Origin of the sequence: Streptomyces niphimycinicus (assembly GCF_018883605.1) — a bacterium.
GTDB classification, from domain to species: domain Bacteria; phylum Actinomycetota; class Actinomycetes; order Streptomycetales; family Streptomycetaceae; genus Streptomyces; species Streptomyces niphimycinicus.
This window is the reverse complement of sequence record NZ_JAHLEM010001263.1, coordinates 1-1,107: the sequence shown is the minus strand read 5'-3', so window position 1 is coordinate 1,107 and position 1,107 is coordinate 1. Positions and strand designations below refer to the sequence as shown.

The following is a 1,107-nucleotide window of genomic DNA, read 5'->3' as shown; positions in this document are numbered from 1 at the left end:
GCCCGCGGGCGCGAAGCCCGCCGCCCCCGAGCGCGCGGCCGAGGCCGCCCCCGAGAGCATCGCCGCGAACACGCCCGAGCAGACCCCCACCCCCGCCGCCGCGAGCAGCACCACCCGCTAAGGAGCCATGGAACATGAGCATCGACTGGGCGGCCCTCGGCCAGGTCTTCGGCGTCAGCCTCGTGGTGACGGTCGGCATGGTGGGCGTCTTCACCCTGGGCATCCTCGGGACGTCCCGTAAGGCGGCGCCGGAGCAGGGCGGCGCGGCCGCCGTCCCCGGTGGCGCGACCACCGTCTCCGGCGGCGGGGTCGGCGCCTCCGCGCTCGCGCGCACCGGGGCGTACGCCTGCTTCGCGCTGTGCGCCGCGGCCGTGGCGTACGGCATCTATCTGATCGTCGCCTGAGGCTCGCGTCCTCATCGACCCACCGGCCGCCGGATGGTGGCGCTGACCAGCGCCGACCGTCCGGCGGCCGCCTTATGTCCGCCAGTGTCTGTGGGGCTCGGCACACTCGGGCGTCATGGGTCATATGCGAGTTGACGGCCATTCGCGGCCCATGGTGGACTTCCCGAGCCAAACGGCGGCAGGAGAGGAAGCCGGTGAGAATCCGGCGCGGTCCCGCCACTGTCACCGGGGAGCACTCTCCCATCGCCTGTATGGGGTCACGGCCCGACCGTACGGTTCCTTTCGTACGCGGGGCTGGAAGACCGGGAGGGGCGCGGATCCGGGAGCCAGGAGACTTTCACCGCCGGTCACGTCGAACCAGGGCGCGGACCCTGAGTGAGGACATACCGCCATGCCCGGCACCTCCACGCCGCCAGCCTCTTCTGTCCCCACTGGCTCCTCCGGCCCCTTCGGTTCCCCTGGCCCCTTCGGCCCCCTTGGTCATCTGTCGTCGCGCCGAGGCGTGACGGCGGCCTGACGGATGCGTGCCGATCACGCCTCGTTCGCGTGCGGTGCGGCCCTCGGCTTCCTCGGTGATCTCGCCACGGGCGATCCGCGCCGCGGCCATCCGGTCGCCGCGTTCGGGCGCGCCGCCGCGGCCGCCGAGCACCGGCTGTGGCGTGACCACCGCGGCTGCGGGGCCCTGCACACCGCGCTGTGCGCG

1 protein-coding gene, 1 pseudogene and 1 riboswitch are annotated in these 1,107 nt (G+C 73.7%); the gene and the pseudogene both read left to right on the top strand.

Annotated elements, in window-relative coordinates:
- Positions 1–134 precede the first annotated feature (134 nt).
- Positions 135–404 (top strand): hypothetical protein, encoded by a 270-nt coding sequence (locus KN815_RS49245; protein ID WP_216348221.1) that lies wholly within the window; start codon positions 135–137, stop codon positions 402–404.
- Positions 405–542: 138 nt separating this feature from the next.
- Positions 543–760: riboswitch (cobalamin riboswitch) on the top strand.
- 164 nt (positions 761–924) lie between these two features.
- Positions 925–1,107: pseudogene (locus tag KN815_RS49240) on the top strand (cobalamin biosynthesis protein); the annotation flags it as partial.